The sequence below is a fragment of the Mesorhizobium waitakense genome, assembly GCF_056431085.1.
The window spans coordinates 31,482-56,216 of the sequence record NZ_JBWKME010000072.1 but is presented as its reverse complement, the minus strand read 5'-3'; the positions used below and the strand labels follow the sequence as shown (position 1 = coordinate 56,216).

Below are 24,735 nucleotides of genomic sequence, written 5' to 3'. Positions count from 1 at the left end.
TCACGGAAACGCCGAACTGCTCTATCTCCTTGTTTGACGCAATTCCGATGGAAAGCCGCTCCACGCCTTTCCTGGAATTGCCGAGCGCATCATCCATAGATGCACAACAAGGGTGCGCGCTGGTCCATTCGCGGAGGAATTCATGGCTCTGAGCGACCTCAATCCGGTCGAACGCAACGAGGAAGGCATCGCGGCGGTGCTCGGCATCCTCAAGCAGCGGCTCGGTGAGCGCTTCCAGACCGGCCAGGCCATTCGTTCGCAGCACGCGCACACCACCACCTATATCCCGACGCAGGCGCCGGATGGTGTCGCCTTCCCGGAGACGACGGCCGAGGTGCAGGAGATCGTGCGCGCCTGCGCCGTGTATCGGGTGCCGGTGATCGCCTTCGGCGTCGGCTCATCGCTGGAAGGCCACACCAATGCGCCGGGAGGCGGCATCTCGGTCGACACGTCGCGAATGAACCGCATCCTTGCGGTCAATCCGCAGGATCTCGACTGCACAGTCGAACCTGGCGTTACCCGCGAGGATTTGAACCGGCATTTGCGCGACACCGGCCTGTTCTTTCCGATCGATCCAGGCGCCAATGCTTCTCTCGGCGGCATGGCGGCAACGCGGGCGTCCGGCACCAATGCGGTGCGCTACGGCACGATGCGCGAGAACGTGCTGTCGCTGACCGCCGTCATGGCCGACGGCGAGACGGTGACGACCGGCAAACGAGCGAAAAAGAGTTCGGCCGGCTACGATTTGACGCGATTGCTGGTCGGCTCGGAAGGCACGCTTGGCATCATCACGTCGTTGACACTGAAGCTGCAAGGCATTCCGCAAGCGATCTCCGGCGGCGTTTGTCCCTTCCCGAGTGTCGAGGCGGCCTGCAACGCGGTCATCGCGACGATCCAGATGGGCATTCCGGTGGCGCGCATCGAACTGGTCAATGCACTGCAGATGCGGGCGATGAAGAACTATTCGAAACTCGATTATCCCGAAAGCCCGTGCCTTTTCGTCGAATTCCACGGCAGCGACGCCGGCGTTGCCGAGCAGGCCGAGACCTTCGGCATGATCGCCGAGGAGAATGGCGGCGGGCCGTTTCTGTGGACCAGTGTCGTCGAGGAGCGGACGAAATTGTGGAAGGCGAGGCACGACGCCTACTGGTCGTCGCTGACGCTGCGGCCGGGCGCCAAGGGACTGTCGACCGATGTCTGCGTACCGATCTCGCGCTTTGCCGAATGCGTCACCGAGACCGAAGCCGATATCGCCGAGATGGGGCTGATCGCGCCGATCGTCGGCCATGCCGGCGACGGTAATTTTCACGTGCTGGTGCTGATGGACGTCGACGACCCCAAGGAGATCGCGCTGTCGGAAAAATTCGTCGCGCGGCTCAATATGCGGGCGATCGCCATGGATGGCACCTGCACTGGCGAGCATGGCATCGGTCAGGGCAAGATCGGCTTCCTGCGCCATGAACTCGGGCACGGCGTCGACATCATGCGCACCATCAAGCAGGCGCTCGATCCGCTTGATATCATGAACCCGGGCAAGATATTGCCGGGCGTCGGCCACTAGATGTCGACAGCCGAGACATTACTGCCGATCGATGTGCCGCCATCGTCCGCCGGCGCGCCGCTTCCGCATGCGTTTGCGGATGAGGGCAGGCTGCTCGTTGCCTATATCGTCAATGTTCCGGATCCATCATTCGATGGCACGAATCCGCGCTCGGTTTCGTCGGTGACGGGCAACCAGACTGTCGCCATCCTGACGGCAGACCCTTATCTGTCATTTCAATTCGGACCGCCGAACGACGAAGCCATCAGCGGACACCGTCTTTATGCGTTGGGCTTGCGGCCTTACGAGGGATTCGAGGTTCTCAACTCGTCTTGGATCGCTTCGCTGGAAAAAGCGAACCGAGTTCATTCGTCCCACAAGCCCGACTTGTTTTCAGGCTATCGGCATTTCATCGTGACATTCCAAGACTCGACGCTGGAATTCATTGCCAAGAGTTTTTCGACCAGCCTTCACAAAGGGGCCGTTTTGGCCGTGCTGATGGAGACTGTCGGACACTCGCTCGCCTAACCTCACAGGCGCGGGCCGTGGCATCGGGCCTCGGTGCATCGCCCGGAAGGCTTTCTTGACCGCCGCGGTTTTGAGGCAGAGGCTCAGCGCGCAGAAAGACTTGGAGCCAACAGGCCTGTCAGCGGAGGAGAAAGTTTCATGGCGATTTCACGCAAGGAAGAGGCGCGCGCGCTGAGCGCCGACGAACATGATCTGGTGGAAAAGTCGCACCATCCGGTGGTGCAGGACCTTTCCGACGCCGACCTTGCCGGTCTGGTCAAGCTGTTGCGGGAGCGGCGCGACAAGGCGCAGACCGAAGCGCATCGCCGTCGGCGCGAAATCCGCGGCAAGGGCGCGCCGAAAGGCGCTGTCGCTTCAAAAGCCGACGGCGGCTCGCAGCTCAAGCTTGCGGTGCTGGCCATGGCGATGCGGCGGCTGAATGGCGAGGCCGAACGGCGCCGGCAGCTGGCGGCCAGCGTTTCGCTGATCGAGAATGCGCGCAAGGCATTTGCCATGAAACAAGGGGCTGCGCCGGACGGCGCCGCCTTCAACTCGCGCACCGCGCGCAAGGGCATGCGGTCGGTGGCAAACCGGCGGGCGCCGGATCTGGTCCGGCCGATGGAACTCGGCCGGCAGCGCAAGGCGGCCAAGGTGGCGCAAGCAAAGCGCGACGCACGCTGAAGTTCCCGATGATCGCCGGCTGAAACCGTTGAGGAAGCCTGCCTATCGTGCGGCGGCAGGCTTTCCCTGCGCGCCCTCGACGAGTGTTTGCAGCATGGGGCGGGTTGGCGCGAAGAACGTCGCACCGGTATGCGGCGTGGAGAAATCGAGCAGCCGGTCGTAAGCGCCTGGCGGGTCACCGATGTACATTCGCTGCAGCATCTTCTCGATCACCCAGAGGTACCTGCTATAGCCGATGAAATAGGTTCCGAACTCCCGTCGCCCCGGCTGGCCGAAGGGCATGTTGTCGCGCAGGATGTCGTATTCGTTGCCGTCGGCATCCTCGATGGTGGCTAGCGATTTGTGCGACTTGCGCGGCGCGTCGTCATCATCGATTTCGATGTTGTCGATCTTGGTGCGGCCGATGATCTCCTCCTGGAGGGGCGTTGGGGTTCGCGCCCACGCATTGAGATCGTGCAGATATTTCTGAACGACGACATAGCTGCCGCCGGCGAAGGCGGCATCCTCATCGCCGACGAGCGCCGCGGCGGACAGATCGAGGCCGGTCGGGTTGGCCGTGCCGTCGACAAAGCCAAGCAGGTCACGCGCATCGAAATAGCGAAACCCCGAGACCTCGTCGACGACCGTCACGCCGTCACCGAGACTGTCGAGCAGAATGCGTTCGAACTCGAAGCACATGTCGGGCCGTTCGGAGCGGATGTGGAAGAGCAGGTCGCCCGCTGTCGACGGCGCCGAATGAACCGCGCCCTTGATCGGCGCAAACGATCTCAGCTCCAGCGGCCGCCGGTCTGGAGAGAGACGATCCCAGAACTCGCGGCCGATGCCGGCAATGCAGGACAGGTGGCTGGACAGGTCACGGAATCCGACAGTCTTGACGAGATCGTCAAGCCCGCCGAGCACGGCCGCGACCTTGGCCAGAGCGCTTTGCTCGCCGGCGACGGTGACGACAAGAAAGACCGCCGACAACGACAGTGGAGCATCGACGCTCTGCGCATCGATCGGCACGCGGTCCCAGTTCTTCCCTGACATCCGAAAAATCTCCGCTTTTCCAGGATTTGTTTCAGATCATCCGACTTCACGCAACTGCGGATGAGACATCACGCAACCTGCGGATGAGACATCACGCAACGCTGGATGAATTGCCTCTTTATCGACACGCGGATGCAGGTAGAGTGCGGCAGAATTTCAATCAACCCGTTTGGAGCTGATGCTCGCACGTCTGTTCGTGATCTTCGGTGGCCTGTTCGTGCTGGTGCTGTGTGCGGCGCTGGTGGTGCCGTATTTTGTCGACTGGACCGGCTACCGCGCCGATTTCGAGCGCGAGGCCAGCGCCGTTCTCGGCCGCAAGGTGACCGTGCGGGGCGACGCCACGGCGCGGCTGTTGCCGTTCCCGTCGGTGACCTTCTCCGATGTCGCCGTCGCCGGTGGCCCGAATGGCCAGCCGGCCATGACCGTCGAGACGTTTTCGATGGATGCGGAACTGGCGCCCTTCCTGCGTGGCGAGGTGCTGATCTTCGACATGCGGCTGGTGCGGCCGAAAGCGACCATCGATATTGCCAGCAACGGTACCGTCGACTGGGCGATGCGGCCGTCCTCGCCCTTCGACCTCAACCAGATCTCGATCGAGAAGCTGACGGTGACGGAAGGGCAGATCAAACTCAGCCATGCCGCCGGCGGACGCAGCCATCTCATCTCCGAGATCAATTCGACGATCTCGGCCAAGTCGCTGGCCGGGCCATGGCGCATGGACGGCACACTGCGGCTCGACGGCCTTCGCACCACGGTCGTGGCGTCCACCGGCAAGGCCGAAGGCACCGGGCAGATGCGGCTTCGGCTGAAGGCCGATCCCGATGCCTATCCGCTGGTCATCGAAACCGACGGCAATGCCGGTATCGTCAAAGGTGCCGCGGTCTACTCCGGCCAGTTCAAGATCTCCGGTGTCGACAAGAACAGCACCGCGCTGCGCGGCAACGACGGCGAGACGGTGAAAGTCAGTGCTGGCAAGCCCGATCCGGGCTTTCGGCTGAACGGCAAGTTTTCGCTCGACCACCAGAAGCTCGGTGTCGACGAATTCCGCTTCGAGACCGGTCCGCTCGACAACCCGTACACCGCCGACGGCAAGGCTTCGGTCGATCTCGGTCTGAAGCCGAGCTTCGCCATCGAGGCCAGTGGCGCGCAGGTGCAGTTCGACGAGGCGGTGGGCGCCGAGGCCGGCGTCGGCGCGACGCTCGACCAGCGCATCGCGGCGCTTGAGCAAGCGTTGCACGAGCTGCCGAAGCCAACCATACCCGGCACCGTCGAGGTCAAGCTGCCGGCGGTGGTCGCCGGCGATACCACGGTGCGCGACGTCCATCTTTCCGCCGAGCCGACCGATGGCGGCTGGTTGGTGGAATCGCTCGCCGCGACACTGCCTGGCCGCACCACGCTGGAAGCCAACGGCATGCTCAGCGTCGAGGATCATTTCGGCTTCACCGGCTCGCTGCTGCTGGCTGTGGCGCAACCTTCAGGCTTTGCCGCCTGGCTGTCGAAGGATGTCGACGAGGCGATCCGCCGTCTGCCGGCCGCCGGTTTCAAGGCCACGGTCGATCTCACGGAAAAGCGGCAGGCCTTCAGCGATCTCGAATTGATCCTGGGCAAGGCGAAGTTTTCCGGCAGTATCGATTCCAGCCAGCCTGACGATGCCAAATCGTCGGTGCTGATGCGGCTCGAAGGCGGTGAGCTCGATGTCGACGGGCTGGCAGCCTTCGCTTCGATCTTCGTCAGCGACAAGGGCGCCAACCGCTTTGCCGACCGCGACCTGGATTTCCAGATCAAGGCCGGGCCGGTCAGCGCCGGCGGCCTGACCGCCGACACGGTCGACACGGCGCTGAGGCTGCGCGACGGGTTGCTTGAAATCGACCGACTGTCGTTGGGCGGGTTGGCCGGCGCCTCGATCAGCGCCACGGGCCGGATCAAGGATTTTCCGGCAAGTCCGACCGGCAAGCTCGACGCTTCGGTGGTTGCCGTCGATCTCAAGCCGCTGGTCGACGTCGCCGCCCAGCACTATCCCGACAATACCGTGCTGAAGGGGCTGGCAAGCCGTGCGGCGGCCTATCCCGAGCTGTTCCAGGATGCGCGCGTCGACCTTGTGGCAAGTGCCGCCGACAATGGCGATGGCACCACGGGGCTGGCGGTGAGCGGCCAAGGCAAGGCCGGCGGCTCGGCCTTTTCGGCGTCGCTGTCGGGGAAGGGAGCCACGGACAAGTTGCTCGAAGCGCCGGTGACGCTGACCTTCAACGCCAGGAACCCTGACGCCACCGCGCTGCTGGCGCTCTACGGCCTGCCGGCGCTGCCGCTCGGCATGCTGGGTGAGGCGAGCACGGACGTTCAGGCCAAGGGCACGCTTGGCGGTGGTCTGGCGACGACTTTCAGCCTCGCCGGCAACGACTTCAAGGCCGGTTTCGAGGGAACCGTTGCAGACACGCCGCAAGGGGCTACCGTCAAAGGCAAGCTCAGCCTCGATGCCGCCGACATCGAGCCGTGGCTGATGACGACCGGCATTGGCCTGCCGGGCATGGGGGCCGGCATGTCGGCGTCGTTCACGGCGCAGGGCGACTATGGCAACGGCCTGCTGGTGCTGGGCGATCTCAGTGGCGCCCTCAACGAGGCGGCGGTGTCCGGCGACATCAATCTCGATGTGAAGGAGGGGGTCGACGGCAAGGACGGCGTGCCGCATCTGGCCGGCGCGCTGGTGCTCGACGAACTCGATCTCGACCCGACGGCGGTGGCGTTGTTCGGCGATTCCGCCTTCCTCAGCGATAAGAAGGGTGGCTGGCCGGCCGCTCCGTTTAGCCAGAAATCCAGCCTGCCGTTCACCGCCGACCTCGACCTGACGACGGCGGCACTCGCCGTCGGCCCCTTCGCCACCGCCTATGACGCCGGCTTTTCGCTCAAGCTCGACCAGGAAGGCATCCGGGTTTCGGACCTCAAGGCGAAATTCCTCAATGGGGCGCTGACCGGCCTGTTCGAACTGAAGAACACTGACGGCACCGGACTTTTCACTGGCCAGATGAAGGTGACGGGCGCCGATCTGGCGACCGCGCTGCCGGATGCCGGCATCAGCGGCAATGGCGATTTCTCGACGGCGCTGTCGACCAGCGGCAAATCGGTCGATGCGATGGTGGCCGCGCTGTCCGGTTCCGGCACGGCGACGCTGAAAGGCTTGCAGGTGGCCGGCGTCAATCCCGATGCGTTCAGCGCGTTTCTCGCCAAGGCGGATGCGATCGGGCGCGACATCGATGCGGCCAAGACCGCCGGCTTCGCGCCGCAGATCGCCGCCGATGGCAGTTTTTCCGCCAAAGATACCGATGTCGCCTTCACGATCGCCGGCGGCACGCTGCGGGTGCCGCCTATCAGCCTGGAGAATCCGGCGGCGACCTTGTCCGCCGACATTGCGGCGGACCTCAACGCAGCCATGGTTTCCGCCAAGGGAGCGATCACCTATCAGCCCGGCGACGAGGCATTGGTCGGCTCCGAGCCGGTCGTGAACTTCACCGCCGAGGGGCCTTTCGGCGCCGTGAAACGGCAGTTCGACAGCGAGCCGCTGGCACAGTTCCTGACCCAGCGCGCGCTGGAAAGGGAACAGCAGCGCGTCGAGGCGATGCAGGCGGCGCTGCTCGAAAAGCAGCGGCTGCGGCGCGAGGTGCGCTACTACGCGGCGTTGCAGGACGAACGCGACAGGGCGGCCGAGGAACTGCGCCAACAGGAGGAAGCGGCGCGGCTGAAAGCCGAGGCCGACGCCAGGGCAAAGGCCCAAGCAGATGCGCAGGCCCAAGCTGAAGCGGATGCAAAGGCGAAATCCGATGCCGAAGCGAAAGCCCAGGCAGACGCCGAGGCCGCGGCCCAGCAGCAGGCCGCCGACGAGGCAGCCAAGGCGCAAGCAGACGAGGAGGCGGGACGCATCGCCTCGCAGGAAAAGGCAAGGCTCGAGGCCGAACGCAAGGCCGCGCAGCAGGCGCCGAAGGTGGAGCGTGCGCCGCTGCCGGAGGCCAACGACAACCCGCCGCCGGCCAAGCCGAAGTCAAATCCGTTCACCATCGACAATCTGCTGAAGTCGTTGCAGTAGCGGAAACTGCCGCCGGCGCTGAACAATTGCGCGTCAGAGGACGGACATCTCGGCGCTGTCCGCAACGTAGCGGGCGTGACGAAAATCGCGAATGGCGGCAAGCCTGCCCGCCTGCCATCCCAGCAGCACGAAGTAGGAAGGCCGCACCGTCGGGTCACTTGGATCGCAGACAAGGACTGCCGGCCTGCCTTCGACGAAGCCCGGCACGGAACGCCAATCCTGGACCGACGAATAATTGCGGAAGTAGGCGCCCACTTGCCCGCGGCCATTCAGCCGCGCCCTGGCCACCAGTTCCAGCCGCACCTCGTCCGCCAGCATGTCGCGCACCGCGTCGAAATCGCGGGCGTTGAAGCGATCGATGTAGGCGTCGAGGAGCAGGCGTTCGGACGCACTCAGCCTGGGGGAAGGGCGATCCTCGGGTTCATCGGCGAGCTGGCGCAGGCGGCCGCGGCCACGATGCAGCGCTGCCTTGATGGCAGGAATGCTGGTGTCGAGCATGGCGCTGATCTCCTGTAGCGAATAGCCCAGAACGTCCATCATGATGACACTGCTTCGCTGCGCGACGGGAAGGCGCATGAAGGTGTGCAGGCCGGCGGCCGCGGCCTGACGATCGACGGTGGGGTTGGCCGGGTCGACGATCATGTCCGGATCCTCATCGGAAAAGGCCTTTTCACGGGCGCGACGGCGCAGGAAATCAAGCGCCGCATTGTGGGCGATGCGGAACAGCCAACCTTCCGGATTCGCTATCGGGCCGGTGTTGGGCAGGGCTTCGAACGTCTTGGCCAGGGCTTCCTGCAGCACGTCTTCACCGTCGATGGCCGAGCCGGTCATGCGGGCGCAGTAGCGGTGCAGCTTGGGGCGCAATTCCCCGAACAGGCGATCGAACGACTCGCGGATATCGCCAGGTATGTTCATGCGCCTCTATCCCGACTACTCGCCCAGCATCCGATAGCTGCCTACGACGGTCATTTCGTCACGTTGTGGGCGCTCAATGCAACGGTCCCGGATGCCATTCTGAAAGGCCTCGAATGCTGCAAGCCCGGTGATGAGGTCGGCGTGGGCATCAGTTTCCGTTTCGACCAGATGGACAAAGGTCCCGTCGCCGGCCCGCAATGTCATATAGCGGATGCCGTCCGGAGATTTATCGCTCAGTTCCTGGAAAACGGCCTTGATCAGCCGCTCGTTCTCATCGGCCTGCTCCGGCTTGGTTTTGTAGCGTATCAGGTGGCGTTTCATCGTGGTTGTTCCTTGGATCGTGTTTCGCCTTGCCGGCCCACTCCTGTCGAGACGTTCCCGGGAAGCCCAAGGATTCAGGGTGCCAGGAATAATTCGCTGCCGTGCCGCAACGACGCCGGCGCGTCACTCGCGGACGAGCAGGCGCTTGAGCATGGGTTCGATGCGTGACAGCTCGTCGAGATGTGCTGCCGACAGCTCGGCCAGGCAATCGTCGGCGCGCTCGGTCAGCCGTAGCAGCACGCGGCGATGGTCATCCTTATCCTGATCCCTTGCCACCAGTCCTGCCTCGCAAAGGCGGTTGACCAACTCGACGGCGCTGTGATGGCGAATGCGCAGGCGCTCCGCCAGATCGCCAACCGTCACCGGTCCGCCGCCCGGGAATCCCTTGATTGCAAGCAACGCCTGATGCTGGCGCGGCGTCAGGCCGGCGTCTTCCGCCTGGATCTGGCTGAATTCGAGGAAGCGGCGGATCAGGTAGCGAAATTCGGACAGCCGCTGGTAGTCGGACTGCTTGATGGCGGGGCGTGGTTTCTGTGGCTGCGTCATACCAGACATTTGTTCGTTTTCCGGGAAAGCTCAAACGGATTTCGAGCAAAACCGGCTTGAATATTTATATCGTGTTACGATACATATCCAGCCGACAAAGCCGGCTGGCCGCCTCGACCATGCCGCGTGATACGGCTCGCCGCCAGAAAGCAAAGTCCGTCATGAAGCCCAATCACTCCAATCCCGGTCATCTCAGGGATTTCACCACCGATGCCAGGGTGCTGCTCGTTGCCGCCATCGCCGTGGTGGTAGCGACGGCGGGGCTGTTTGCCGGCATCGCGCTTTTGAAACTGATCCGGCTTGCCACAAACATTGCCTATTTTGGCCAGTTCACGCTTGCCGATTTGAAGCTGCAGGACACGCCGTTGGGTTATGCCTCTGTCGTCGTCCCGGTGATCGGCGCGCTGATCATCGGCGTGATGGCGCGCTTCGGCAGCGAGAAGATACGCGGCCACGGTATTCCAGAGGCCATCGAGGCGATCCTGCTCGGGCGCTCAAGGCTCGACGCCAAGGTTGCGATCCTGAAGCCGCTGTCGTCGGCGATTTCGATCGGCTCGGGCGGCCCGTTCGGCGCCGAGGGCCCGATCATCATGACGGGCGGCGCGATCGGCTCGCTGATCGCACAAATGCTGCCGGTCAGCGACAATGAGCGCAAGACGCTGCTGGTGGCAGGTGCGGCGGCCGGCATGACCACGGTCTTCGGCACACCGATCGCGGCCATCATGCTGGCGGTCGAACTGCTGCTTTTCGAATGGACCCCGCGCAGCTTCATTCCCGTGGCGGTCGCGGCAATCGTTGCCGAGGTCGAGCGCACCATGCTGCATCTGCCCGGGCCGATCTTTCCGTTTCAGGGCGGCATGGAGGTGTCCTTTGTCGGCCTTGCCGGCTGGGTCTCGATCGGCGTTGCGGCCGGCCTGTTGTCGGGGCTGCTGACGCAGATGGTCTATGCCTGCGAGGACGGCTTCCAGAAGCTGCCCATTCACTGGATGTGGTGGCCGATGCTGGGCGGCCTGGTGGTCGGCATAGGCGGATTGATCGAGCCGCAGGCGCTCGGCGTCGGCTATGACAACATCACCGACATGCTGGACGGCCGCACGGTCGCCACCGCGGCACTCATCCTCCTGGTGGTGAAGGCCATCATCTGGTCGGTGGCGCTCGGTTCGGGAACGTCCGGGGGCGTGCTGGCACCGCTGCTGATCATGGGTGGGGCGATGGGAGCGGTGCTCGCCGGCGTTCTGAATGCGGCCGATCCGGGCTTCTGGGCGCTGCTGGCGATGGCCGCGACCATGGGCGGCACAATGCGGGCACCGTTGACCGCAACTTTCTTTGCCGTCGAGCTGACCGGCAACACGCACATGCTGGTGCCGCTGATCGCAGCCTGCGCGGCGGCACATGCCGTCACCGTGCTCTTGATGAAGCGTTCGATCCTGACCGAGAAGATCGCCAGAAGGGGACACCATCTGGTTCGCGAATATCGCGTCGATCCCTTCGCCCTGACCAGGGTGCGCGAGGTGATGACCTCTCAGGTCGAGAGCGTACCTGCTGCGATGACGCTGCATGGCGCGGCGGCATTCCTGACGGCGCCGGAAACGCGGCATCCGAGTTTTCCCGTCGTCGACGAGAACGGTCATGTGCTTGGTCTCATCGATCCGCCGGCAATCCTGCGCTGGAGACGCGCCGGCACGCACCGCACCACGACGCTTGGCGAGCTGCTGGCCGGCAGCAAGATTACGCTGGCCTATCCAGATGAGTATCTGGAGGGTCTCTCCGACAAGCTGCTGCTGGCCAACGTGTCCCATCTGCCCGTCGTCACCCGTGAGGGCCTGCAGCTGGTCGGTTATGTCGGCTGGAAGGATCTGATGCGCGTGCGGTCGAGGAAACAGGCCGAGGAACGCGATCGCTCGACCCTGCTTGCCTTCGGTATCAGACGCAGGAAAAAGGCGGACGTGGTCGAGAGCCTCTAGAGCAATTCCAGGAAAAGTGTGAGACGGTTTTCCGTCCGGAATTGCGTCAAAACAACGAGTTAGAGCGGTTCGCCGTTTCTGGGAAACGGTGAACCGCTCTAGCAGCAATTCCAGGAAAAGTGTGTAGCGGTTTTCCGTCCGGAAGTGCGTAAAGTCAAAGATTTAGCCGGCGCCGCGCTTTGCCCACTGCAGGACAAAGAGCCGGAGAGCCGAAGACAGGTTGGTGTCGCGGGGCCGCGTCTCGTCGACTTCGGCGACAAGAGCGGCGAGCGTCAGCTTCCTGATCGCTGCGATCGCGACGAGATCGTCATAGAAGGGCTTTTCCAGCGAATAGCTGGTGCGGTGACCGCGAATGGTCACCGAGCGCTTTTCCACGGCGCTCACGGCGGAGTGCTCATTTTGCTCTAAGCATCTGATTCATCCGAAAGCCGCTGCGCGCTTTTCGGGGCGAAGCTCTGGTTGTCTTTGTCGCAAAAGGGTTCGCGACGGTGGCCAGCGACGAATTTGTCGCTCTTGTCGGCGATCATGCGGTCGCGTTCCTTTTCGGCCTTGGAACGACCGTGCAGCGCCCGGTTCTGTTCGGCGACGCGCAGTTTCTCGTCCCGCGCCTTCTGCTTGCGGGCTTGGCGGAGGTTGACGATGTCGGCCATGGCGCGAAGCGTGGACTATTTCTTGCGGAAGGCGTCGAGCGAGACCACTTCGGCGCCCTTAGTGGCGGCGTCGGCAGCAGCGGGCTTCTTCTCCGGCTCGGCGGCGGCGGCCTTCTTCTCGGCCTTCGGCTTTTTCTCGGAGACGATGGTCAGTGGCTCTGGCGAGGCTTCAGCGGCTAGTTCCTCGGCTGCGACACCGTCCGTCTTGACGTCGAATTCGAGTTCGAAATTGACCGAAGGATCATAGAAGCCGCGTACGGCCGAGAAGGGGATTTCGAGTTTCTCCGGCACGTCGGAGAAGGACAGGCCGACCTCGAAGCCGGTGTCGGTCACCTTCAGGTCCCAATACTGGAACTGGATGACGATCGTCATCTGCTCGGGATAGCGCTCGCGCAGCCGCGACGACACGCGCACGCCCGGCGCGCCGGTCAGGAATGTGATGAAGAAGTGGTGGTTGCCGGGGAGGCCGGTGCGCGCGACTTCGGCCAGGACCTTGCGCATGACGCCGCGCAACGCCTCCTGGGCGAGAATGTCGTAGCGGATGTGGTCGTCGGCCATGTGGCGGTCGGGTTCCGTTGAATCGTCCGCATAGCTGTAATCAAGCTTGAGCGCGGCGTAAACCGCATATAGATCACCTCCGCATCGAGACGAGGACTATTGCCGACGATTTGATCGCTCAGGCGCTGGCCAGCGCGGCCTGCTTTTCAACCGATGTGACGGACCGGCGCTTGCCAAAGGCACGCAGGAAGGTGCGCACGCCATTGGTCGCTGACAGGAGCACCTCGTCCTCGCGCGGCGTGCCGCCGAGCATGAAGGTCGTTTGCAGCTCGGCGTTGACGAGGCCGAGAAACTGACGCGCCGCCACATCGGGGTCCTCGATCGCGAGGTAACCGCCATAAGCCAGCCTCGCAAAGCGGGCGGCGATGGCCGGCCATGTCCGGCCTGGGCCCTGCTCGAGCCACTCGGCAAACAGTTCGGGATAGCGCTCGCCTTCGGTCTGGATCAGCTTGCGCAGGAATTTTCCGTCGCGGTTGCAGATGCAGTTCTGGTTCAGGCGCACGGCAAAGCCGATCAGATCGGCCTCAAGGTCCTTGGGCTGATCGGGGAAGGTGGCGATGGTGGCGAAAATGCCGGTATTGCAGCGCTCGGTCAGATCGCGCACCACGGCGACGAACAATTTTTCCTTATCGCCATGATGGTTATAGACGGTCTGGCGTGAGACTCCGGCCTCGACCGCGATCAGGTCGATGTTGGCGCCGGCATAACCTTCGCGACAGAAGACTCCAGCGGCGGCGTCGACGATCGATATGCGCTTGGCCTCATGGCCGCGTGGCGGGAAAGTGTCAGGAGAAACGTGCAGCTTCATAGAAATGTATATAGAGGTGATTGACGAATTAGACAAGAGTGTCTAAATTTGTGGACACAATACGAAGAGATTTGGCTCCGGAGAGGCGAAGAGAATTCGCTCTTGGAGAGTCGGAATTTCAGGGGATGGAACGTCCTTGGGTTACCCGCCGGCCCGCGGCGGCAACCAGATTCGAAAGAAGCCTTTATCATGAGTCCCAAATTCCTCCGCATTGCGGTCGTGCTCGGCTTGTTGTCCGCCATCGGCCCGTTCGCCATCGACATGTATCTTCCCGCGCTGCCTTCGATCGGCGCGGATCTGCACGCCGGCACCGCCGCCGTGCAGATGAGCCTGTTGATCTTCTTCCTGTCGATGGGTTTTGGCCAAATCGTCGTTGGGCCGATCTCCGACATGGTCGGCCGCAAGCTGCCGCTCTATGGCGGCCTTGCGCTGTTCATGATCGGCGGCATCGGCTCGGCAATGGCGCCGACCATCGAATGGCTGATCGCTTTCCGCTTCCTGCAGGGCCTTGGCGCCAGCGCCGGCATGGCCATTCCACGCGCCATCGTGCGTGACCTGCACACCGGCAATGAGGCTGCCAAGCTGATGTCGCTGCTGATGCTGGTGTTTTCGGTGTCCCCGATCCTGGCGCCGCTGACCGGCAGCCAGATCATCGAGAATTTCGGCTGGCGTGCGGTGTTCTGGACGGTGACGGGTGCAGCAGTGCTTGCCACCATCCTGTTGGCGACCTCGCTCAAGGAGACGCGGCCGGTGGAAGACCGCGCCGGTTCCTCATTTGCAACCGCGCTTTCCGGCTACCGCTTCCTGATGGGCGACCGCAACTTCCTCGGTCTGGTGGCCATCGCCGGTTTCGGCATTGCGAGTTTCTTCGTCTATCTGTCGAGCTCGTCGTTCATCCTGATCGACCATTACGGGCTTTCACCTTCGGTCTACAGCGTGTTCTTCTCGATCAATGCGGTCGCCTTCATCGGCATGTCGCAGCTGACGGGTCTGCTGGCCGAGCGCTTCGGGCTACGGCGCGTGGTGCGTGTCGCGGTGACTGGCTACGCGACGACGATGGTGGTGCTGTTCGCGATGATGGCGACAGGTATCGACCGGCTCGACGTGATGGCAGCGCTGCTGTTCGTCGGCTACGGCTTCCTCGGCCTGGTCATCCCGACCACCTCGGTGCTGGCCATGGAAGAGCATGGCGAGATCGCCGGCACGGCTTCGGCATTGATGGGCACGCTGCACTTCGCCATCGGTGCGGTCGCCATGGGCGTCGCCGGGGTGTTCTTCGACGGTACGCCGCTGCCGATGGTGGCCGGCATCACGCTCTGCGCGGTGATCTCCTTCACGCTGGCCAAGTTCACGCTCGGCCGTGCGCGCGAACCCGTCGAGGCACCTGCGGAATAAGCGATCGCAATTGATGAAAAAAGGCCCGGCTTGCCCGGCCTTTTTATCTCAATCCTGCCTCGGCCAGCAAGAAGTGCAGCCGCGCCTCGACCGGCGCCAAAGGCAGCGGGGCCAGTTCATAGCCTAGTTCGGCGTAGGTATTGACCAGCGAATGATAGGTGCGCTCGGCCTCGTCGAGCGTCTGCTTTCTTTCGGCATCCTGCGTGAAGATGTCAGGCCATGGCGGGGCAATGAAGACGCGACTGGCGTAGCGGAAGCATTGGGCGGCATGCATGACGTGCTCGGGAACGGGCAGGCCCGTCAGGCGCATATAACCAAGCGTGTCCGGCACGCCGCGATCGAAAAAGACCGGGCCTATCTGGTCGCACGCGACCTGATAGGAGCGCATCTCCCACAACAGCATCAGCTCGGCGAACAGCGCGCGATCGTGCCAGGGCAGGGCAGTCCCGCCTGTGGCGGACTGGTCGCGGATGATGCTGCGGCCGGCTTCGACCGAGGTGGCAAAGCCTGCCCGGCGCAAGGCTTCGATCAGGGTAGTCTTGCCGGAGCCCGGACCACCGGTCAGCACGAAGAATCGATCGGAATCGTTTTGCATCTTTTGTCCATGGAGAAGGGGCACGCGGTGCTGCGCCCTTCGCGGCCATGGGAGGTGCAAAAGGCCTGATCAGCCGAAGCTGTCGTTGCGCGTGAGGCGTATTGAAGGAGGGGAGAAGTGGAGGTTTCTGTTGCCAGGTACCTCCGAACCCCGCCTAGAAGTGCGAACCTCTAGGGCTTGAATTGAAGCTATCGCACCGCTTACGCGGCGAGACGTGCTTCCGCATAGTTGTCATTTGCAACTACAGGTTTAGCCCGATGACGGTGGTACAATGCCGGGCAAAAGTACGATCTTTACACCTTCGTCGATCCTATTTCGCCCCCAGCAAAAACCGCCCTGTTCTCAACAGCGGCTTTTGGTGGAGGCGCCGGGTACCGCCCCCGGGTCCGAACGGCTTATTTCATCGCCCATTTATCGCCATAGTCGGTCAAGCCGACAAAACGAATATAGGGGCCGATCGCGGAAAATGAAAGGCCGCAATGGCACTTTGTCCCCACACCAAAACCATATCGCCAAGGGTTGACTTGGGCGCTGTCTCAACCGAAGCTTTGCGATGGTGAGGAGTTACCGACCTAGCGCACAGGTTGCAGCAGCGCGCCACAACCCTCATCGATCGGATCCGTGGCGCCGACGAGGGGAATTTCGATGGCCGACTATCTTGCAGACGTGAAGAAATACGACGCCGCGGCAAGCGCCGACGTGGTCGACAAGATCGTGAAGCACCTGGGCATTGCGCTCAGGAACCGCGATTCCTCGCTGGTGTCCTGCACCGACCCGAAGGAACTCGACCGCGTCAAGGCCGGCTGGGTGTCGAAGAAGCTTGGCATATCAGACGACAAGAAGGCTGACGCGTCGATCGAAAAGGTCTGCAAGGCGATGGCCGCCGACAACACCAAGAACCGGGTGACTTTCTATTACCTGGTCGCAAAGGACCTGGGCAAACTCGGCTCCCTCTGAGACCTTTTGATAATTCTACTCTGGCGGCCGACTAGCGCAGTTTTCTGCGCTTCCGGTGCTCACGTACTTCAGTACGCTCCGCTCCGGTTCTCGAAAACCACGCTATTCGACTCGCCAGAGCGAATTCTGAAAAAGGTCTCTCCGCCGGGGAAGACTTCAGACAAGCGTGGCGTCAGTTCACACATGCGCTATGATTGGTGAAATCTCGAATCAAGCTGGAACCGATGCGCCAATATCTCGACCTCTTGCAACATGTGCTGGACAACGGTGCCGATCGCGGCGATCGCACCGGTACCGGCACGCGCTCCGTGTTTGGCTACCAGATGCGTTTCGACCTGGCGCGTGGGTTTCCCGTCACCACCACCAAGAAGCTGCATTTGAAGTCGATCATCCATGAGCTGCTGTGGTTCCTGGCCGGCGACACCAACATCAAATACCTCACCGACCATGGCGTTTCGATCTGGGACGAATGGGCTGACGAGAATGGTGATCTCGGCCCGGTCTACGGCAAGCAATGGCGCTCGTGGCCGGATGGCCATGGCGGTTCCATCGACCAGATAGCAAATCTTTTGAAAGAGATACGCCGCAATCCTCAGTCGCGGCGACTGATCGTTTCAGCCTGGAATCCGGCCGAGGTGGAAGCCATGGCGCTGCCGCCATGCCACTGCCTGTTCCAGTTCTATGTTTCCGAGGGCCGGCTTTCCTGCCAGCTCTACCAGCGCTCCGCCGACATCTTCCTCGGCGTGCCGTTCAACATCGCTTCCTACGCGCTGTTGACTTTGATGGTGGCGCAGGTGACCGGGCTGAAGCCGGGCGATTTCGTCCACACGCTCGGGGACGCGCATCTCTACTCGAACCATTTCGAGCAGGCGCGCGAACAGTTGCGGCGCACGCCAAGGGCGCTGCCGACGATGTGGATCAATCCGGAGGTGAAGGACCTGTTCGCCTTCCGCTTCGAGGATTTCCGGCTGGAAAACTACGTCGCTGACGCGTCGATCAAGGCGCCGATCGCGGTCTAAGCCCCGCCGATCGGCTCACCCTCGAAATCGGGCACCGATCAGTCGATGCCGACCATCACGTCCGAAGCCTTGATCACGGCATAGGCCTGCTTGCCCTTTTCGAGATTGAGATCGGCGACGGCCTCGTTGGTGATCGAGGCGGTGACGACGGCGCCGCCAATGTCGATCCTGACATGCGAAGTGGTGGCTCCCTTGACGATCTCGGTGATCGTTCCCTTGAGGATATTGCGGGCGCTGATCTTCATCGGAGTTTCCTTTCCAGGGCTTCTTTGCCCGTCTTACCAGAACAATCGATGTCGCACAGGGGTACCGGGCCTTCCCTTGTTATATTCATGCGGATATATCGGTTGGCAGGCTTCGAGCCGATCGGATTTCAAACCCAGGGGAGTTTTCCATGACGCGCAAAGGTTTCGGATTGAGAGCGATCGCCATTGGCGGTTTTGCCGCGACGCTGATGGCGGCAGTGCCGGCCGCGCATGCGGAAGACAAGGTGGTGGTGTTTGCCGCGGCCAGCCTCAAGGACGCGCTCGATGCGGTGAACAAGGCATGCGAGGCCGATGTCGGCGGAGCCGCGACCGTCTCCTACGCCGCAAGTTCGGCGCTGGCCAAGCAGATCGAGGGCGGCGCACCTGCCGACGTCTTCATTTCGGCCGACCTCGACTGGATGAAGTATCTCTCCGACAAGAAGCTGACCAAGCCGGACACCGAAGTGAAGCTGCTCGGCAACGAGATCGTGCTGGTGGCTCCGAAGGACTCGACGGTTGAAACCAAGATCGAGATGGGTTTTGACCTTGCCAAGCTGATTGGCGACGGCAAGCTGGCCATGGGCGACTTCAAGGCTGTGCCGGCCGGCAAATACGGCAAGGCCGCGCTTGAATCGCTTGGTGTCTGGTCGTCGGTCGAAGGCAAGGTGGCGCAGGCCGAGAATGTGCGCGCGGCGCTGAAGCTGGTTTCGACCGGCGAAGCCGCCCTCGGCATCGTCTACGCCACCGACGCGCACGCCGAGAAGGGCGTCAAGGTGGTCGGCACCTTCCCGGAGGATTCGCATCCGCCGATCATCTATCCGGTTGCCCAGACCGCCGATTCGAAGGACAAGGATACGCCGGCTTTCCTGAAATGCCTGCAGTCGGGCAAGGCTGGTGCGCTGTTCAAGGAGCAGGGATTTACTGTCCTGACGCCGAGCAATTGAGGTACGAAACCAACGCATGAACTGGCTGCTGGACCTCACTCCCGACGAATGGAATGCGGTCCGGCTGTCGATCAAGGTGGCGACGGTGGCGATGCTCGCCAGCCTGCCGCCGGGCATATTGATCGCGCTGCTGCTTGCCCGAGGACAATTCTGGGGCAAGACGCTGCTCAATGGCCTGGTCCATCTGCCGCTGATTCTGCCGCCGGTGGTGACGGGCTATCTGCTGCTGCTGACCTTCGGCAAGCGAGGGCCGGCCGGCGCTTTCCTGGCCGAGCATTTCGGCATCGTCTTCTCGTTTCGCTGGACGGGTGCGGCGCTCGCTTGCGGCGTCATGGGCTTTCCCCTGATGGTGCGCGCGATCCGGCTATCGATCGAGGCGGTTGACCGCAAGATGGAAGCGGCGGCGGGAACGCTCGGCGCAAATCCCTACTGGGTGTTCGCCACCATCACGCTGCCGTTGATCCTGCCCGGATTGATCGCCGGAGCCATCCTGGCTTTTGCCAAGGCGATGGGCGAGTTCGGCGCGACCATCACCTTCGTGTCCAACATCCCCAACGAGACGCAGACACTGCCGTCGGCGATCTACACCTTCACGCAAGTGCCGGGCGGTGATGAAGGCGCGCTCAGGCTGACGCTGATCTCCATTGTCATCTCGATGGCCGCACTGGTCGCTTCGGAGGTGTTGGCACGGCGTGTCGGACGGCGGATGGACATTGAATGACCGTCCTCGTCGACATCAGCCATCGCCTCGGCGATTTCAGCCTCGATGTTCGCTTTGAGAGCGCCGGGCGGCTGACGGCGTTGTTCGGACCTTCCGGGTCTGGCAAGACGACGCTGATCGATATGATCGCCGGGCTGATCCGGCCCGACAAAGGGCGCATCGAGGTCGATGGCCGCGTGCTGGTCGATACGGGCGATGACATTTTCGTGCCAAAGCACAAGCGCCGCATCGGCATGGTGTTTCAGGATGCGCGCCTGTTTCCGCATATGAGCGTGGCCAGCAATTTGCGCTATGGCCGCTGGTTCACGCCGGCAACGGAGCGCTACGCCGAGATGGATGCCGTTGTCGAATTGCTCGGCATCGGCCCGCTGCTGGACAGGCGACCGGCAAGGCTCTCGGGCGGCGAGAAGCAGCGCGTGGCGATCGGCCGGGCGTTGCTGGCCAGCCCCAGATTGCTGCTCATGGACGAACCGCTGGCCTCGCTCGACGAGGCGCGCAAGGCCGAGATCCTGCCCTATATCGAGCGGCTGCGCGACGAGACGAAAATCCCGATCGTCTATGTCAGCCATTCGGTTGCCGAGGTGGCTCGGCTGGCCAGCGACGTGGTGACGCTGGCGCAAGGCCATGTCATCGCCAGCGGACCGACAGAGGCGGTGATGCAAAGGCTCGACCTGCTGCCGGCGGAGGAGCGCGCCGAGGGCGGCGCCGTGCTGGACACGAAGGTGCTGCACCATGACGAGGTTTTCGGCATGACCGTGCTCGGCTCGACCGCCGGCGAGATCCGGGTGCCGCTGCTGGCGATGAAGACAGGGGCGCGTGTGCGCGTCCGCATCCGCGCCCGCGACGTGATGATCGCAACGCAGAAACCGACAGGCCTCAGCGCGCTCAACATTCTGTCGGGCACCATTGTCGCCATCAGTCCGGGCGAGGGCGCGACAGTCGAGGTCGGCATCGACTGCAACGGCGCAACCGTGCTTGCCCGCATCACCGAGCAGTCGCGGCAGGGGCTGAAGCTTCGGCTCGGCGGCAAGGTTTTCGCGGTGGTCAAGACGGTGAGTTTCGACCGGGCAAACACCGGCGCCGGCCTGTCCGTCGAAGCGGATGGCTGACCATCGCTATGTTTTTTTGGAATAGCGGTATCGCGGAAGAGCTTTTAGTATGGGATCGGGCGTGACCGCGGAGGAGCCAAAATGCCGTCGTTGAGCTTACGGATAAATCTCGACCCCGACGGGCGCATCGGACCGGGCAAGATCGAGCTTCTGGAGCAGATCGCCGCCTTCGGGTCGATCTCTGCCGCGGCGCGTGGCATGGAAATGTCCTACAAGCATGCCTGGGACCTGGTCGAAGACATGAACCGGGTGTTCGGCAAGCCGCTGGTCGCGGCGCAGACCGGTGGCCGCAAGGGCGGCGGCGCGCAACTGACGGCGGTGGGTCTTGCGGTTGTCAGCCGCTTCCGTGCCATCGAGCGCGCGGCGGCGGTTGCGGCTGCGACGCACATGGAGGCGTTGCAGGCTGAAATCGATGCCGGATGAAAGGTGCCGAGCGGAAGATGGCACGCCCTGGCGCAGTTCACCGCGCCAACCAGAGGCCGACAGGGCGGTGCCAACAACATCATCGCAACGGTTGCTTTGTGCCCTCGTGGGCCAGTTGTCCGGCTCCGGATTCTTGGTTAGAATTGGCACCTCTTGGTTAGACGACACGTTGATGCACAGCAGATCGGCCCCCTGAGCACTCGATACATCGAGGAAACTGAGGCCATGATCTTGGAAGCAGCGCAGCACTAGCAACAACTCAACACGACGAGGTGCTGCGCGATGAGGGTACTGCATCGGCTAACGAATGTCTGGCGGCTATTGCCTCGCGCAATGCGGGCGCGGCTTGCCTCGCTTCCCCTGTTGAGAAGACTGCTGCCGCTGCTCAGGCGCGGGCTAATTCGAATGGACGCCGGCCCCACAGAGTTTCACCGAAACGACCTGACTGCCCTTGTCGGACGCAGATCAGCCCTTGAGATCGGGCCTTTCACCAACCCAACGCTTCGGGGTCCAAACGTCAGATATCTCGACGTCTTGGACAAGCAGGGCCTGATCAAGAGGGCGGATGCGGTCGGCTACCCATACTCCACCGCCCCTGTGGATATCGACTATGTCTCCAGCACCGGCGATTTGGGTATCGTCGCCGAGACGTTTGACTTCTGCCTGAGCAGTCACTGCATCGAGCATCAACCGGATCTGATCCACCATCTGAGACAGGTCGAGAGGATTCTCGTGCCGACAGGCAGATACCTCCTGATTGTACCGGACAAGCGTTATTGCTTCGATCACTTCATTCCAGAGAGCTCAATTGCAGATTTCATCAACGCTCGGGGCAACAGCGTTCACTGCGTAAAGAGCATCATCGAACACAGAGCCCTGATCACGCACAATGACGCTGCCCGTCATTGGGCCGGAGATCATGGGCTGCCGGTTTATCGGCAGAATATTGCTGCCGTCTCCGTGGCCATGAGCGAATATGACAATTCCGGCGGGGCATACGTCGATGTTCACGCGTGGCAATTTACACCGCAAAGCTTCCGCGACGGCATACAGGCACTTTCCAATCTCGGTCTCATCGGGCTGGATGTCGAGCAAGTCTATGCCACGCCGCACAACAACTTTGAATTCTGCGCAATTTTGAAACGACGGCAGGCGTAGGTCGTTAGGTTTGGACCTTCGGTTCCTGAAAATTACCGATCGTCCTGCGGCTCGCCAGGCTTGCGCAGCAGATACGTATCCATGATCCAGCCCTTTTGCAGACGGGCTTCCTCGCGGACCCTTTCGATCTCCGGGCCGATATCACCGATCCGGCCCGAGAGAATAATCTCGTCCGGGGTACCGAGATAGGCGCCCCAATGGATAGCGACATCCTTGTCGGCAAGCGTGTTGAACGCGCATTTTCCGTCCAGCATGACGACGGTGCTGCCGGCATTGTCGGCCAGGCCCTCCTGGGAGAGGCGGCGGCCGGTGGTGACGAGGACGGAATCGCCGATGCGGTTCAGCGCCATTTTGTGGCTGGCGGCAAGCGCCTGGATAGCGGTGATGCCTGGAATGACCTCCAGTTCGAACGCGACATTGCCTCTCAGGCGCACGCGCTCGAGGATGCGCAGCGCGCTGTCGTAGAGCGAGGGATCGCCCCAGATCAGAAAGGCGCCGCAGCCATCCTGCGCAATCTCGTCGCGGATCAGGGCTTCGTAGATGGCGGCAATGGCCTCGTGCCAGTCGTCAACCGTCGAGCGGTAAGAGGGCGCCGGCTCGGCGCGCACCGGCACGTCGAATTCGACGCGGCGCGACTTCGAGTTGGTGACGAAGCGATCGCAGATCTGGCGGCGCAGGTCGGCAAGGTCGTTCTTCTTCGTGCCCTTGTCGGGAATGAACAGCACGTCGGCGCGGTTGAGGCCGTTTATGGCCTGAACGGTCATGTGGTCTGGATTGCCGGCGCCGATGCCGATGACGAGAAGCTTGCGCATGGAACGATCTCCTGCCCGATCGAAACCTGTTAGTCCAGAGCGTCATGGCGCGCCCGCGGATGCGGAAGGGCTTTGAAACGCCACATTGAAACGGCTAGGGTCGTGTAGGCATTCTAGCCGAGGGGGCTTCCATGTTGCGATACGTCCTGACCGCCGTGCTGGCGCTTTCAGCCGCGCCTGCATTCGCCAATGATTCGGTTGCCGAGCTCGGCACCGGCGGCCTGATCCTGTCGCGCAGCGATGCCGTGTCGATGCAAAGCGAGGACCTCTTCATCTCGCCGCAAAAGGTGACGGTCGACTACGTCTTCCACAACAACACCGACAAGGATGTCGACGCGATCGTCGCTTTCCCGATGCCCGACATTTCGGGCGATCCCGAGGAGATGCCGGCGATTCCTGAAAATCAGAGCGACAATTTTCTCGGCTTCGAGGTGACGATCGACGGTGTCGCCGCCAACCCCCAGCTCGAGCAGAAGGTGTTCGCGCTCGGCATCGACATCGGTGCCGATCTGAAGGCTCAGAATGTGCCGTTCAACCCGTTCGGCGACGAGGCGAAGGCCGCATTGGCAAAGCTGCCGCAAGCGGTGGCCGACGATTGGGTCAACCGCGGCATCATCATCGAGGACACGATTGACGACAGCCCCGGCGCGAAACCCAACTACGCGCCGTTCTGGCAATTGCGGTCGACCTACTGGTGGCGCTCGACCTTTCCGGCCAACAAGGACGTTCATGTCTCGCACCGTTACAAGCCGAGCGTCGGCGGCACGTCTTCGGTCAGCTTTTTCTTCGACGGCAAGTTCCAGGGCCAATACGCCAGCTACAAGACCCGTTACTGCATGGACGATACCTTCGAGAACGCGGTGCGCAAGGCGGCGAAGGATGGTCCAGACGGCTATCCCCAGTACAACGAAAGCCGCATCGCTTATATCCTGACCACCGGCGGCAACTGGGCGGCGGGCACCATCGGCAAGTTCAAGCTGACCGTCGACAAGGTCAATCCGAAAGCGCTGGTCTCGTTCTGCGGCGACAATGTCAAAAAGGTCGGGCCGACGACGTTCGAGATGACGGCAGACGATTTCTATCCCGAGCACGACATCGACATCCTGCTTCTCGATCCGACGGACAGCAATGGCGGGGATGCCAACTGATGCATGTCGCGATTTATGTTGCCATTGCCGAGAACGGCGTGATCGGGCGGGATGGCGGGCTGCCCTGGCGCCTGTCGACCGATCTCAAGCGCTTCAAGGCCGACACGATGGGCAAGCCGATCATCATGGGCCGCAAGACGTACGAAGGCATCGGTCGGCCACTGCCGGGCAGGCTGAACATCGTGGTCACCCGCGACAAGGCCTGGCGCGCCGAGGGCATCGAGGTCGCGCATTCGCTCGCGGCCGCGATCCAGCTGGCGACGGTGCGCGGGCGCTGCATGGTCGGTGTGGACGAGGTCTGCGTCATCGGTGGCGGTGAAATCTACGCCCAGGCGCTGCCGCTGGCCGACCGGCTGCACGTCACCCATGTGCTGGCAGCGGTCGACGGCGATGCGCATTTCCCGCCGATCGATCCCAATTCCTGGCGTATGGTCAGCTCACAGGAGATTCCGGCGGGGGAAAAGGACAGCCACGCGACGCGCTATTCGGGTTACGAGCGCCGTCGCGACGTGCATTGAAAGACGACAAAGGGTCGCGACCGGGCCAAATCGGACGAAGTCGGCAACGCATCGCGTTGAAAGCGTCTCGTGGCGTCCCTATAGAAGAACGATACTG

At 62.6% G+C, this 24,735-nt stretch carries 26 protein-coding genes and 1 other RNA gene; 15 read left to right on the top strand and 12 right to left on the bottom strand.

Going from position 1 to position 24,735, the window contains the following annotated elements; all coding sequences use genetic code 11:
* Window positions 1-142 precede the first annotated feature (142 nt).
* The 3 genes from AC07FD_RS16915 (at window position 143) to AC07FD_RS16905 (ending at window position 2,728) form a co-directional block, all read left to right on the top strand.
* Window positions 143-1,561, top strand: coding sequence for an FAD-binding oxidoreductase (locus AC07FD_RS16915; RefSeq protein WP_478350768.1), 1,419 nt, complete (start codon window positions 143-145; stop codon window positions 1,559-1,561).
* The gene (locus AC07FD_RS16910; RefSeq protein WP_478350767.1) at window positions 1,562-2,068 is read left to right on the top strand and encodes a hypothetical protein; all 507 of its coding nucleotides are present in this window, start codon (window positions 1,562-1,564) and stop codon (window positions 2,066-2,068) included.
* 138 nt (window positions 2,069-2,206) lie between these two features.
* Window positions 2,207-2,728: a hypothetical protein gene (locus AC07FD_RS16905; RefSeq protein ID WP_478350766.1), complete on the top strand. Its 522-nt coding sequence runs from the start codon at window positions 2,207-2,209 to the stop codon at window positions 2,726-2,728.
* A gap of 42 nt (window positions 2,729-2,770) precedes the next feature.
* Here the strand turns inward: AC07FD_RS16905 and AC07FD_RS16900 are convergent, their stop codons facing one another.
* Complete coding sequence (locus tag AC07FD_RS16900) at window positions 2,771-3,757, bottom strand: Dyp-type peroxidase (protein WP_478350765.1); 987 nt, start codon at window positions 3,755-3,757, stop codon at window positions 2,771-2,773.
* A 178-nt stretch (window positions 3,758-3,935) separates the two neighbouring features.
* On the opposite strand from AC07FD_RS16900, the gene AC07FD_RS16895 reads away from it, so the two are divergent.
* Complete coding sequence (locus AC07FD_RS16895; RefSeq protein WP_478350764.1) at window positions 3,936-7,832, top strand: AsmA family protein; 3,897 nt, start codon at window positions 3,936-3,938, stop codon at window positions 7,830-7,832.
* A 33-nt stretch (window positions 7,833-7,865) separates the two neighbouring features.
* Here the strand turns inward: AC07FD_RS16895 and AC07FD_RS16890 are convergent, their stop codons facing one another.
* The 3 genes from AC07FD_RS16890 to AC07FD_RS16880 all read right to left on the bottom strand — a co-directional run bounded on the left by AC07FD_RS16890 (window position 7,866) and on the right by AC07FD_RS16880 (window position 9,623).
* On the bottom strand, window positions 7,866-8,747 hold the full coding sequence (locus AC07FD_RS16890) for a sigma-70 family RNA polymerase sigma factor (protein ID WP_478350763.1): 882 nt from the start codon (window positions 8,745-8,747) through the stop codon (window positions 7,866-7,868).
* Window positions 8,748-8,762: 15 nt separating this feature from the next.
* Entirely contained in the window at window positions 8,763-9,068 is a 306-nt protein-coding gene (locus AC07FD_RS16885; RefSeq protein WP_478350762.1) for a hypothetical protein, read from the bottom strand.
* Window positions 9,069-9,191: 123 nt separating this feature from the next.
* Window positions 9,192-9,623, bottom strand: coding sequence for a MarR family winged helix-turn-helix transcriptional regulator (locus AC07FD_RS16880; RefSeq protein WP_477302116.1), 432 nt, complete (start codon window positions 9,621-9,623; stop codon window positions 9,192-9,194).
* 152 nt (window positions 9,624-9,775) lie between these two features.
* Here AC07FD_RS16880 and AC07FD_RS16875 point away from each other — a divergent pair, with 152 nt between their 5' ends.
* Entirely contained in the window at window positions 9,776-11,578 is a 1,803-nt protein-coding gene (locus AC07FD_RS16875) for a chloride channel protein (RefSeq protein ID WP_478350761.1), read from the top strand.
* Between the two features lie 162 nt (window positions 11,579-11,740).
* Here AC07FD_RS16875 and AC07FD_RS16870 read toward each other — a convergent pair whose 3' ends face one another.
* From AC07FD_RS16870 to AC07FD_RS16855, 4 genes are all read right to left on the bottom strand, one after another.
* On the bottom strand, window positions 11,741-11,962 hold the full coding sequence (locus tag AC07FD_RS16870) for a ribbon-helix-helix domain-containing protein (RefSeq protein WP_478350760.1): 222 nt from the start codon (window positions 11,960-11,962) through the stop codon (window positions 11,741-11,743).
* Window positions 11,963-11,982: 20 nt separating this feature from the next.
* Entirely contained in the window at window positions 11,983-12,228 is a 246-nt protein-coding gene (locus AC07FD_RS16865) for a DUF4169 family protein (protein ID WP_478350759.1), read from the bottom strand.
* Between the two features lie 15 nt (window positions 12,229-12,243).
* Window positions 12,244-12,786: an SspB family protein gene (locus AC07FD_RS16860; protein ID WP_478350758.1), complete on the bottom strand. Its 543-nt coding sequence runs from the start codon at window positions 12,784-12,786 to the stop codon at window positions 12,244-12,246.
* A gap of 118 nt (window positions 12,787-12,904) precedes the next feature.
* The gene (locus AC07FD_RS16855) at window positions 12,905-13,594 is read right to left on the bottom strand and encodes a TetR/AcrR family transcriptional regulator (RefSeq protein WP_478350757.1); all 690 of its coding nucleotides are present in this window, start codon (window positions 13,592-13,594) and stop codon (window positions 12,905-12,907) included.
* 189 nt (window positions 13,595-13,783) lie between these two features.
* Here AC07FD_RS16855 and AC07FD_RS16850 point away from each other — a divergent pair, with 189 nt between their 5' ends.
* Window positions 13,784-14,989 (top strand): multidrug effflux MFS transporter, encoded by a 1,206-nt coding sequence (locus tag AC07FD_RS16850; RefSeq protein WP_478350756.1) that lies wholly within the window; start codon window positions 13,784-13,786, stop codon window positions 14,987-14,989.
* 43 nt (window positions 14,990-15,032) lie between these two features.
* Here the strand turns inward: AC07FD_RS16850 and AC07FD_RS16845 are convergent, their stop codons facing one another.
* Together AC07FD_RS16845 and ssrA are read right to left on the bottom strand one after the other, a co-directional pair.
* Window positions 15,033-15,584, bottom strand: a complete 552-nt coding sequence (locus AC07FD_RS16845) for an AAA family ATPase (protein WP_478350755.1) — start codon at window positions 15,582-15,584, stop codon at window positions 15,033-15,035.
* 116 nt (window positions 15,585-15,700) lie between these two features.
* Window positions 15,701-16,060, bottom strand: a transfer-messenger RNA (tmRNA) gene (ssrA, locus tag AC07FD_RS16840).
* A gap of 169 nt (window positions 16,061-16,229) precedes the next feature.
* Here ssrA and AC07FD_RS16835 point away from each other — a divergent pair.
* Both AC07FD_RS16835 and AC07FD_RS16830 read left to right on the top strand, forming a co-directional pair.
* The gene (locus tag AC07FD_RS16835; RefSeq protein ID WP_095087099.1) at window positions 16,230-16,541 is read left to right on the top strand and encodes a DUF2853 family protein; all 312 of its coding nucleotides are present in this window, start codon (window positions 16,230-16,232) and stop codon (window positions 16,539-16,541) included.
* A 224-nt stretch (window positions 16,542-16,765) separates the two neighbouring features.
* Window positions 16,766-17,560, top strand: a complete 795-nt coding sequence (locus AC07FD_RS16830) for a thymidylate synthase (protein ID WP_478350798.1) — start codon at window positions 16,766-16,768, stop codon at window positions 17,558-17,560.
* A 38-nt stretch (window positions 17,561-17,598) separates the two neighbouring features.
* Here AC07FD_RS16830 and AC07FD_RS16825 read toward each other — a convergent pair whose 3' ends face one another.
* The gene (locus tag AC07FD_RS16825) at window positions 17,599-17,805 is read right to left on the bottom strand and encodes a TOBE domain-containing protein (RefSeq protein ID WP_478350754.1); all 207 of its coding nucleotides are present in this window, start codon (window positions 17,803-17,805) and stop codon (window positions 17,599-17,601) included.
* Window positions 17,806-17,954: 149 nt separating this feature from the next.
* Here AC07FD_RS16825 and modA point away from each other — a divergent pair, with 149 nt between their 5' ends.
* From modA to AC07FD_RS16800, 5 genes are all read left to right on the top strand, one after another.
* Window positions 17,955-18,749, top strand: coding sequence for a molybdate ABC transporter substrate-binding protein (modA, locus tag AC07FD_RS16820; protein ID WP_478350753.1), 795 nt, complete (start codon window positions 17,955-17,957; stop codon window positions 18,747-18,749).
* A 16-nt stretch (window positions 18,750-18,765) separates the two neighbouring features.
* The gene (modB, locus tag AC07FD_RS16815; protein ID WP_477286977.1) at window positions 18,766-19,470 is read left to right on the top strand and encodes a molybdate ABC transporter permease subunit; all 705 of its coding nucleotides are present in this window, start codon (window positions 18,766-18,768) and stop codon (window positions 19,468-19,470) included.
* The gene (gene modC / locus AC07FD_RS16810) at window positions 19,467-20,579 is read left to right on the top strand and encodes a molybdenum ABC transporter ATP-binding protein (protein ID WP_478350752.1); all 1,113 of its coding nucleotides are present in this window, start codon (window positions 19,467-19,469) and stop codon (window positions 20,577-20,579) included. Before modB ends, modC begins: the two co-directional genes overlap by 4 nt.
* Before the next feature lie 81 nt (window positions 20,580-20,660).
* Window positions 20,661-21,002: a winged helix-turn-helix domain-containing protein gene (locus AC07FD_RS16805; RefSeq protein ID WP_478350751.1), complete on the top strand. Its 342-nt coding sequence runs from the start codon at window positions 20,661-20,663 to the stop codon at window positions 21,000-21,002.
* A gap of 405 nt (window positions 21,003-21,407) precedes the next feature.
* Window positions 21,408-22,160 (top strand): methyltransferase domain-containing protein, encoded by a 753-nt coding sequence (locus AC07FD_RS16800; RefSeq protein ID WP_478350750.1) that lies wholly within the window; start codon window positions 21,408-21,410, stop codon window positions 22,158-22,160.
* A 32-nt stretch (window positions 22,161-22,192) separates the two neighbouring features.
* Here AC07FD_RS16800 and cobF read toward each other — a convergent pair whose 3' ends face one another.
* A complete protein-coding gene (gene cobF / locus AC07FD_RS16795; RefSeq protein WP_478350749.1) occupies window positions 22,193-22,972 on the bottom strand; it encodes a precorrin-6A synthase (deacetylating) in 780 nt (259 codons plus the stop codon).
* Window positions 22,973-23,103: 131 nt separating this feature from the next.
* Between cobF and AC07FD_RS16790 the strand changes: the two genes are divergently transcribed.
* Window positions 23,104-24,120, top strand: a complete 1,017-nt coding sequence (locus tag AC07FD_RS16790) for a DUF4424 domain-containing protein (RefSeq protein ID WP_478350748.1) — start codon at window positions 23,104-23,106, stop codon at window positions 24,118-24,120.
* Window positions 24,120-24,638 carry a dihydrofolate reductase gene (locus AC07FD_RS16785; protein ID WP_478350747.1) on the top strand — a complete coding sequence of 173 codons (519 nt, stop codon included), beginning with the start codon at window positions 24,120-24,122 and terminating at the stop codon, window positions 24,636-24,638. Before AC07FD_RS16790 ends, AC07FD_RS16785 begins: the two co-directional genes overlap by 1 nt.
* The last annotated feature ends 97 nt before the right edge of the window (window positions 24,639-24,735 follow it).

What these genes read in the sequence shown, in the direction of transcription:
- AC07FD_RS16915 (WP_478350768.1), top strand. Translation starts at nt 143, where the DNA reads ATGGCTCTGAGCGACCTCAATCCGGTCGAACGCAACGAGGAAGGCATC.
- AC07FD_RS16910 (WP_478350767.1), top strand. Translation starts at nt 1,562, where the DNA reads ATGTCGACAGCCGAGACATTACTGCCGATCGATGTGCCGCCATCGTCC.
- AC07FD_RS16905 (WP_478350766.1), top strand. Translation starts at nt 2,207, where the DNA reads ATGGCGATTTCACGCAAGGAAGAGGCGCGCGCGCTGAGCGCCGACGAA.
- AC07FD_RS16900 (WP_478350765.1), bottom strand. Translation starts at nt 3,757, where the DNA reads ATGTCAGGGAAGAACTGGGACCGCGTGCCGATCGATGCGCAGAGCGTC.
- AC07FD_RS16895 (WP_478350764.1), top strand. Translation starts at nt 3,936, where the DNA reads ATGCTCGCACGTCTGTTCGTGATCTTCGGTGGCCTGTTCGTGCTGGTG.
- AC07FD_RS16890 (WP_478350763.1), bottom strand. Translation starts at nt 8,747, where the DNA reads ATGAACATACCTGGCGATATCCGCGAGTCGTTCGATCGCCTGTTCGGG.
- AC07FD_RS16885 (WP_478350762.1), bottom strand. Translation starts at nt 9,068, where the DNA reads ATGAAACGCCACCTGATACGCTACAAAACCAAGCCGGAGCAGGCCGAT.
- AC07FD_RS16880 (WP_477302116.1), bottom strand. Translation starts at nt 9,623, where the DNA reads ATGTCTGGTATGACGCAGCCACAGAAACCACGCCCCGCCATCAAGCAG.
- AC07FD_RS16875 (WP_478350761.1), top strand. Translation starts at nt 9,776, where the DNA reads ATGAAGCCCAATCACTCCAATCCCGGTCATCTCAGGGATTTCACCACC.
- AC07FD_RS16865 (WP_478350759.1), bottom strand. Translation starts at nt 12,228, where the DNA reads ATGGCCGACATCGTCAACCTCCGCCAAGCCCGCAAGCAGAAGGCGCGG.
- AC07FD_RS16860 (WP_478350758.1), bottom strand. Translation starts at nt 12,786, where the DNA reads ATGGCCGACGACCACATCCGCTACGACATTCTCGCCCAGGAGGCGTTG.
- AC07FD_RS16855 (WP_478350757.1), bottom strand. Translation starts at nt 13,594, where the DNA reads ATGAAGCTGCACGTTTCTCCTGACACTTTCCCGCCACGCGGCCATGAG.
- AC07FD_RS16850 (WP_478350756.1), top strand. Translation starts at nt 13,784, where the DNA reads ATGAGTCCCAAATTCCTCCGCATTGCGGTCGTGCTCGGCTTGTTGTCC.
- AC07FD_RS16845 (WP_478350755.1), bottom strand. Translation starts at nt 15,584, where the DNA reads ATGCAAAACGATTCCGATCGATTCTTCGTGCTGACCGGTGGTCCGGGC.
- AC07FD_RS16835 (WP_095087099.1), top strand. Translation starts at nt 16,230, where the DNA reads ATGGCCGACTATCTTGCAGACGTGAAGAAATACGACGCCGCGGCAAGC.
- AC07FD_RS16830 (WP_478350798.1), top strand. Translation starts at nt 16,766, where the DNA reads ATGCGCCAATATCTCGACCTCTTGCAACATGTGCTGGACAACGGTGCC.
- AC07FD_RS16825 (WP_478350754.1), bottom strand. Translation starts at nt 17,805, where the DNA reads ATGAAGATCAGCGCCCGCAATATCCTCAAGGGAACGATCACCGAGATC.
- modA (WP_478350753.1), top strand. Translation starts at nt 17,955, where the DNA reads ATGACGCGCAAAGGTTTCGGATTGAGAGCGATCGCCATTGGCGGTTTT.
- modB (WP_477286977.1), top strand. Translation starts at nt 18,766, where the DNA reads ATGAACTGGCTGCTGGACCTCACTCCCGACGAATGGAATGCGGTCCGG.
- modC (WP_478350752.1), top strand. Translation starts at nt 19,467, where the DNA reads ATGACCGTCCTCGTCGACATCAGCCATCGCCTCGGCGATTTCAGCCTC.
- AC07FD_RS16805 (WP_478350751.1), top strand. Translation starts at nt 20,661, where the DNA reads ATGCCGTCGTTGAGCTTACGGATAAATCTCGACCCCGACGGGCGCATC.
- AC07FD_RS16800 (WP_478350750.1), top strand. Translation starts at nt 21,408, where the DNA reads ATGGACGCCGGCCCCACAGAGTTTCACCGAAACGACCTGACTGCCCTT.
- cobF (WP_478350749.1), bottom strand. Translation starts at nt 22,972, where the DNA reads ATGCGCAAGCTTCTCGTCATCGGCATCGGCGCCGGCAATCCAGACCAC.
- AC07FD_RS16790 (WP_478350748.1), top strand. Translation starts at nt 23,104, where the DNA reads ATGTTGCGATACGTCCTGACCGCCGTGCTGGCGCTTTCAGCCGCGCCT.
- AC07FD_RS16785 (WP_478350747.1), top strand. Translation starts at nt 24,120, where the DNA reads ATGCATGTCGCGATTTATGTTGCCATTGCCGAGAACGGCGTGATCGGG.